Annotated in this window: 5 protein-coding genes; all 5 read left to right on the forward strand. The window is 53.6% G+C overall.

The window, feature by feature from the left end; translation table 11 throughout:
• On the forward strand, nucleotides 1-655 hold a 655-nt coding region (locus tag ACN0V1_RS21245), incomplete at its 5' end, for a (Fe-S)-binding protein (RefSeq protein WP_417546833.1).
• Nucleotides 656-789: 134 nt separating this feature from the next.
• Nucleotides 790-1800 carry a low-specificity L-threonine aldolase gene (ltaE, locus tag ACN0V1_RS21250; protein ID WP_417546834.1) on the forward strand — a complete coding sequence of 337 codons (1011 nt, stop codon included), beginning with the start codon at nucleotides 790-792 and terminating at the stop codon, nucleotides 1798-1800.
• A 129-nt stretch (nucleotides 1801-1929) separates the two neighbouring features.
• On the forward strand, nucleotides 1930-2454 hold the full coding sequence (locus tag ACN0V1_RS21255; RefSeq protein WP_417546835.1) for a gamma carbonic anhydrase family protein: 525 nt from the start codon (nucleotides 1930-1932) through the stop codon (nucleotides 2452-2454).
• Between the two features lie 409 nt (nucleotides 2455-2863).
• Nucleotides 2864-6667 carry a BapA/Bap/LapF family prefix-like domain-containing protein gene (locus ACN0V1_RS21260; protein ID WP_417546836.1) on the forward strand — a complete coding sequence of 1268 codons (3804 nt, stop codon included), beginning with the start codon at nucleotides 2864-2866 and terminating at the stop codon, nucleotides 6665-6667.
• A gap of 706 nt (nucleotides 6668-7373) precedes the next feature.
• Nucleotides 7374-7946: BapA/Bap/LapF family prefix-like domain-containing protein (locus ACN0V1_RS21265; protein ID WP_417546837.1), on the forward strand; the 573-nt coding region annotated here is incomplete at its 3' end.

Below are 7946 nucleotides of genomic sequence, written 5' to 3' on the forward strand. Positions count from 1 at the left end.
AGCGGCCGGATATCGGGTGGTGCTGTCCCGTGGGCCGGACCGACGGCCGCTGTGCTGTGGTCGTACCTGGCTGGCGGCTGGGCAGGTAGACCGTGCTCGTGACGAGGCAGAACGTACCCTCGAAGCGCTGATGCCATACGTTGAGCGCGGGGCTGCGGTGGTCGGGCTGGAACCCTCCTGCCTATTGACCCTGCGCGACGAATTTCTCGGCTACGGGCTGGGTGAGCCCGCCCGTAGGCTGGCCGAGGCCTGCCTGCTGCTGGAGGAGTTCCTCGTGCGAGAGCAGGAGGCCGGACGCCTTGAGCTGAAGCTCAAGGCGCTGCCGCAGTCGAAAGTGCTGTTGCATGGTCATTGTCATCAAAAGGCTTTTGACGCGCTGCGACCGGTGGAGCAGGTGCTGTCGTGGATTCCTGATCTGGAGGTCGAGACCATCAATGCTTCCTGTTGTGGCATGGCCGGCAGTTTCGGGTACGAGCGCGAGCATTACGAAGCGTCAATGCAGATGGCGGAAGTCGCGTTGTTGCCGGCAGTCCGTCGGGCGGAAGAAGGCGCCCTGATCGTTGCCGATGGCACCAGTTGCCGCCATCAGATCAAGGATGGCGCCCAGCGCGAGGCTGAGCATGTGGTGCAGTTGCTGGCTCGGGCATTGGTGTAAACGCAGGTGATCTTGACGATGTACTCGGATTGTCGCTCCATGGAAAAGGCTGATGCTTGCGGATTATGCTGTCAGCCACGACAACCCGTCTCTGTCACAAGACCAGTGTTACAAGACCAGGGAGAACCGATGGCATGATCGATCTACGCAGCGATACCGTGACTCGGCCCACCGAGGCCATGCTCGAGGCAATGGCCATTGCGCCGGTGGGAGATGATGTCTGGGGCGATGACCCGAGTGTACGGGCGCTGGAGGCCGATGTGGCGGATCGAGCCGGCTTCGCTGCTGCGGCCTTCTTCTCCACCGCCACCCAGAGCAATCTGACCGCGTTGCTGGTGCACTGTGGGCGTGGTGATGAGTACATTGCCGGGCAGTTGTCACATATCTACCACGATGAAGGCGGCGGTGCCGCTGTGCTGGGTGGTATCCAGCCCCAGCCGCTGTGCCAGGACAGCCTGGGCCGAATGGCGCTGGAGGATATCGCCGGAGCGATCAAGGCCGATGACATTCATCATGCCCGTACGCGGTTGATCACGCTGGAGAACACCTTTCATGGCAAGGTCATGCCGCAGGACTACATCAGTACGGTGACAGGGCTTGCCGCTGAGCGTGGTCTCTCCAGCCATCTGGATGGGGCGCGACTGTTCAATGCGGCGGTGGCCACAGGCAAGTCGCTGGCAGAGCTGTGCGCCGGTTTCGACTCGGTCACACTGTGTTTCTCCAAGGGCCTGGGGGCCCCGGTGGGCGCCATACTGCTGGGAGGTGAGCGCTTCATCACCAACGCACGGCGCTGGCGCAAGACACTCGGTGGTGGAATGCGTCAGTCCGGGCTGCTGGCCGCCGCCTGCCGCTATGCGCTGGATCACCATGTCGAGCGTCTGGCCGATGATCACCGTCATGCACGCCTGCTGGGAGAGTGGCTGGCACGTATTCCGGGGATCTCGGTGGAGGGGCAGGCGACCAACATGGTCTACATCAATGTGCCTCAGCCATATTGCGCACCCCTCGAGGCCTGGCTGGCAGAGCGTGACATCCTTGTGGCGGTCCGCCCACGTACCCGGATGGTGACCCATCTCGATATCGGTGAAGCCGATGTCCGTCGAGTGGCCAGTGAGATCGGTATCTGGTGCAGGGCAAACATGTGAAGGTATCCAGATACTGTCCAGTGCGGTGACTGGCTCATGCAGACATTTCGTGAGTGTTTCCCTGAGCAGATACGCGCCTGAGCAGCCATACTTCAACTGATCAGTGAGTGTGCAAGGAAGGAGCATAGGATGGCCATCTATCGACTGGGTAATCATTCCCCACAGATTCACCGTAGCGTGTTGGTTGCCGAGAGCGCAGAAGTCATCGGTCGGGTTCGCATATTCGAGGACGCCAGCATCTGGTACCAGGCGGTGGTGCGTGGCGACACCGAGAGTATTGAAATTCAGCAGTGCAGTAATATCCAGGACGGCGCGGTATTGCACGCCGATCCAGGATATCCCTTGTGTATCGGCCAGGGCGTCACCGTAGGGCATCAGGCGATGCTGCACGGCTGCACCATCGGTGACGACAGCCTTGTCGGTATTCAGGCGGTGATCCTCAATGGTGCCGTGATTGGTCGTAATTGTCTGGTAGGGGCGGGGGCACTGGTCAAGGAAGGTGCCGAGTTTCCCGACAACAGTCTGATCATCGGTGCACCGGCAAAGGTGGTCCGGCAACTGGATGACAGGGCTGTCGAAGCGCTCAAGGCCAATGCCGAAGGGTACGTGGAGAAGGCCAGGCTGCATCGCAGCCGTCTGGCCAGGATTGGTTGATCGTTCTTTCTTCATGAACCGGCCACCACCCGATGGTGGTGGCCGATATTCAGTTTGTCTATTGATTCACCATTGTTTCCGGGAATGATCTCGACGACTTGGCCTGACTTGTGTGGTCGAGAGTGAAGTTTTTCCGGTGATAATATTTATTTTGAAGTGTTTTTTGCTGTTTTGGTAATGAGATTTTTCCTACCTGCTGGTGGGAATGTTCCTACTTTTCTTGCTTTGATGTTGTGGAAGACTCGGATGAGAAAGAAGAGTTCTTCCTGGTTGCCTTGTTTAATATGGATGTGTATTGAATGGTTCCATGTTGAAAATGGTGCAAAGAGGTAATGAATTCTCTTTTGTTGCATGCCGTGATATCTGGTTTTTTGGATAAATATGTTTAAATCGAAGGAATGATATCCCCATGAAAAAGGCAATTGAGATTATCTCGCGTGAGCACCAGACCCATCAGACAGTCAACCTTGGCAATGGCGCCAACAGTTCTTTGAAACTCGCCGAGCCCAGTATCGTACAAATGCAGGCAAGCCCTGCCGATATCATGAGCTACGAGCGGGTAGGCGATGATCTGGTCCTGCATATGAAGGATGGCAGTACCGTTGATTACTCCGAGTTCTTTACGAAGGATGCCGCAGGCAAGCACAGCGAGTTGGTGCTCAACGAAGCAGGTAAGCAGCCTACACATGTTGCCTTCGATGAAGCAGCGATGGCTGATGCGAGTGCACAAGGTGGCGCAACCGAACTGTCGGCAGAGTTCGAGTCCCTGACCAGTACCGATTCGCTGCTATCCAGCAATGCCACTGCAGGCGCCGCCGGGGGGACATCGCTGGGGGCACTGGCTGGCATTGGTCTTGCGGCTGCCGCAGTTGTCGGTGCAGGTGCGGCCGTCGTGGCTCACAACAACAAGGATGACGATGACCATGACCATGGAAGCAATGCAGACGCTGCTGACATCGTGGTCAATCCAATCACTGGAGACAATGTAGTCGACGCGACTGAAGCGGCGAATGGCATTACCGTCGACGGGACTTCGTCGGCACCCGGTGCCGGTTGTGAAGTGGTCGTCAAGGTCGGGGGTATGGAGTTCAAGACCGTTACTGATGAGAATGGCGACTGGTCTGTGGATGTTCCTGCGGAGGCATGGAGTGCGCAAGGTGGTGCCACAGAGATTGTAGTGGTCATGACCAATGAGACAGGGGAGGTTACTGAAATCAAGCATCCGCTGGAGATCGATGGCCCCCTTATCGCCGTCAATCCGATTGCTGGTGACGATATTGTTACTACCTCTGAAGCGGCCAGTGGAGTCACTGTCGATGGGTATACCACGCCGGGATCCGATGTGGTGGTAACGGTAGGGGATAAAGAGTTCACGACTACCGCAGGTGACGACGGAAAATGGTCAGTGGAAGTGACTCCTGAGGCGCTGGAGTCGGCCAGTGGCGAAGACCTCATCTCTGTCAAGGTGACTGACCCGAATGGTGATGTCACAGCAAACGATTACCCGGTCATTATCGATGCCGCTGATGTAAAGATAAGTATTGATCCCATTGCAGGGGATGATGCCATCAATATGCGGGATGCGGCAGCGGGCGTCACTATCAGTGGTGGTTCGTCTGCACAGGGTGCTGGTTGCGACATCGTGGTCAAGGTAGGCGGGAAGGACTATGAGACAACAACCGATGAGAACGGCAACTGGTCGGTAAACGTCCCGAAAGGTGCATGGAGTGGTATAGAGGGCGATGCCGAGATCGTGGTGATCATGACCAATGAGTCTGGAACCACCGGCGCCGTAAAGCGTATTGTGTCAGTGGATACAACTGCCTTGGAAGTCAAGGTGGATCCGATCACCGGAGATGATGTTATCGATTCAGCCGACGTGCTGAACGGTATTGCCGTTAACGGTACGTCGTCAGCCGGCGCAGGGCAGGAGGTGGTCGTCAAGGTTGGTAATAAGGAATTTTCCACATTTACTGATGAAAATGGTGACTGGTCAGCGGACATCCCGGCGGAAGCATTCAGTGTTCTCGATGGAAAAACCGATATTGTCGTCACCACGGTCGACGAATCCGGTAATGTAACCGAGGTAGATCATCCAGTAGATATCCACGGGCCATTGATCGCCATCGATCCGATTGCTGGTGATGATATCGTTACCACTCGTGAGGCGGCAGAGGGTGTCACCATCGATGGCTATACCACACCGGGGGCTGATGTGGTGGTGACAGTCGGGGGTAAGGAGTTTACTACCACCGCTGGTAGCAATGGGAAATGGGCTGTGAAGGTTCCTCCAGCGGCATTGGAGGCGGCCAGTAAAGACGACCTCGTCACGGTAGAAGTAACCAACTCGGATGGAGAAACCTCAGCGATAGATCATCACGTCATCATCGATGCTGCTGATGTAAAGATAAATGTCGACCCAGTCGCTGGAGATAATGCTGTCAATGCAAAAGAGGCAGAAGCAGGCGTTGTCATCAGAGGTTCTTCTTCAGCAACCAGTGCTGGTTGTGAAATCGTTGTCAAGATAGATGGAAAGGACTACAGGACCACTACCGATGAGAATGGTAATTGGTCAGTGAGTGTTCCTGAGCGTGCCTGGAATGACATCGAGGGTGAGACAGAAGTTGTTGTGGTAATGACCAATGTGAATGGCATTACTGGTGCCGTTAAACATATCGTGACGGTAGGTACAACGGAACCATTCCTTTCAGTCGATGTGGCTGGCGATGATGTTCTGAATGCACTTGAAGTCAAGAACGGAGCGACCATCAGCGGAGTTGCAACGGCAGGTAGTACTATTGCAGTCAAGCTGGGTGGTGAAGAGTTGGTAGCGATTGCTGACGAGAATGGAAAATGGTCCTTGAACGTCGAGCCAGAGGCGTTAGCCTCCATTGCTGACGGCGACACTATCCAGGTGAGTGCGACTGACGAGGTGGGCAATACGACGATAATTGATCATCGTGTTGCGGTAGACACTGGTGTGCCGGGCCTGGTCATTGATCCTCTTGATGGAGGCAATATCCTTGATATCGATAACATCACTGATGCCCTGACTATCAGTGGCAAGGCGACTGGCCTGTCTGGTGATGAGATCCTGGAGGTCACGCTGAATGGCAAGCAGTATGCTGGGACGATAGCAGAAGATGGAACCTGGTCGCTGGATATTCCTGAAAAGGATCTTCTCGCCCTTGAGCTTGGCAACAAGGAAGTTACTGTTTCCATCAGTGATGCTGCGGGCAACTCCACAGTAGAGACCATCGATCTTGCTCTGAAGACTTTTGTCAAGGGTAGCGAAGACTTTACAGATAGCTCAATGCCTGATGCTGTAAAAATTGATGAATCATACACGTTTGACTCGGGCTTGACATTAACCGGTATTGAAAATGGATGGGATTCCGGGGAAAGAGAAGAAAGGGTGTTTGATATAGTAGAAGGCCGTCTGAGTGTTGGCTGGGACGCTATTGGTGATATATCGTTCGGTGAAAAGATCGATAAGCTTTCGTTTAATTATCAAAACGTTAACAACGATGCTTATGTATATGTCTATGATGACAATGGTAATGTTATCCATGAAGAGAGGTTGAAAGATGGCGGGGATTCAGGTAGTAGTGGCCCGTTCGATTTTTCATATGAGACATCTGATGGCGTGAAGATTGACCACATTCGTATTGATACTCGAGACGAGTATGCTGGTTTTTCCATAGACGATTTCCAGTGGGGATATTATTCCAGTGAGCCTGCCGTCCAGAATCATCTCATGGCCGTTAATCCTGTCGAATATGATAGTGGATCCCTTTCGGAAGTTGCCGTGGATGATAATTCTGTAACGGGCCTGGAAGGTAATAACCACTTCACCTTCGGCCATGGCGGCGGTGATCTATTGACTTACCACGTGCTGAATGCCGCTGATGCTACTGGTGGCAATGGCGTCGATCGTATCAGTGGCTTTACCATCGGTAATGGCGATGATGCAGATCGTATTGACCTGCATGAGCTGTTGGCTGACTCAGGATATCGCGGAGCCTCTGAAGGGACTGCCGATGCGGAGGCACTTGCCGACTTCATCAAGGTAACGGTAAAAGGCAATGATACCGAGATTGCCATTGACCGTGACGGCTCAGCTCGTAGCCATGAGCTGGCTACCGTTGTGACGCTTTCCGATGTGCAGACAGATCTGGCGACTCTGCTGGCCAACCACCAACTGATTGTCTAGGTCACCAGGGATCTCCGGATTCCGCGAGAGATGAAAGCTCCTCGTCGATAATCCAACCTTGCTCGTCATGGCAGGAACTGCCCTGATGAGCAAGGTTGGTCAACAATAGCTCATCCTGATCGATTTGATTTTCGTCCGCACCCCACTGGCGCAGATGCGCGGATCTGCGCCAGTGGGGTGCGGTCTCGCGTCGGCCTGATGGCCGACGGCGGCACGTCCCTGTGCCGCTATTAACCCAACATAAAAGCATGCCGTATTAGTAGCTACAGGTTGTACCTGTCTGTGGTTGATCATTGACATGGTTGCATCATCACCAGGATCACCAGGTAGCGAACGAGGATGCAGCATATCGACTGGCCCGTTCATTGTTCATGATGCCGGCGGCCAGCAGAAGAATGATTTCTTCATGAAAATATGTCATGAAAATAATTGTTATATAATAAGCGTTTTTATAGTTTTTCATATTTTGTCAGTGAGACAATGCTTACGTATTGTAAGGAAATTTCCTACTTGCATTGTTTTTTGATTATGCAAGACTCGGATGAGAAAGAAGAGTTCTTCCTGGTTGCCTTGTTTAATATGGATGTGTATTGAATGGTTCCATGTTGAAAATGGTGCAAAGGGGTAATGAATTCTCTTTTGTTGCATGTTGTGATATCTGAATTTTTTCAAAAAAAATATCTAAAGCAAAGGAATGATATCTCCCATGAAAAAAGCAATTGAGATTATCTCGCGTGAGCACCAGACCCATCAGACAGTCAACCTTGGCAACAGCGCCAATAGCACTCTGCGACTCTCCGAGTCCAGCATTGTCGAGATGCAGGCCAGCTCTGCAGACATCCTGAGTTATGAGCGGATGGGGGACGATCTTGTCCTTCATATGAAGGATGGCAGCACCGTCGATTACTCTGAGTTCTTCGTCAAGGACGCAGCAGGTAAGCATAGTGAGTTGGTGCTCAGTGAGGCTGGCAAGAAGCCTGTGCATGTCGCTTTCGATGAGCAGGCGATGGCAGATGCCAGTGCACAAGGTGGTACAAGCGAGCTGTCGGCAGAACTCGAACCTCTGGACAGTACCGATTCACTGCTGTCCAAAAGTGCCGGTGCTGCAGGCCTCCTGGCGACACTGGTGGGTGCTGGCATTGCAACCGCTGCCATTGGCGGTGCCGCTATCGCAGCTCACAACAACAGCAAGGACGACCATGGCCATGGAAGGAATACTGATGGTCCCACCATCAAGGTCAACCCCATCACCGGCGATGATGTCATCACGGCCGAGGAA

This window comes from Marinobacter sp. (genome assembly GCF_048266785.1).
Taxonomy (GTDB): Bacteria; Pseudomonadota; Gammaproteobacteria; order Pseudomonadales; family Oleiphilaceae; genus Marinobacter.

Excerpts from the sequence above, each read along its gene's own strand:
- ltaE (WP_417546834.1), top strand. The coding sequence starts at position 790 with ATGATCGATCTACGCAGCGATACCGTGACTCGGCCCACCGAGGCCATG.
- ACN0V1_RS21255 (WP_417546835.1), top strand. The coding sequence starts at position 1,930 with ATGGCCATCTATCGACTGGGTAATCATTCCCCACAGATTCACCGTAGC.
- ACN0V1_RS21260 (WP_417546836.1), top strand. The coding sequence starts at position 2,864 with ATGAAAAAGGCAATTGAGATTATCTCGCGTGAGCACCAGACCCATCAG.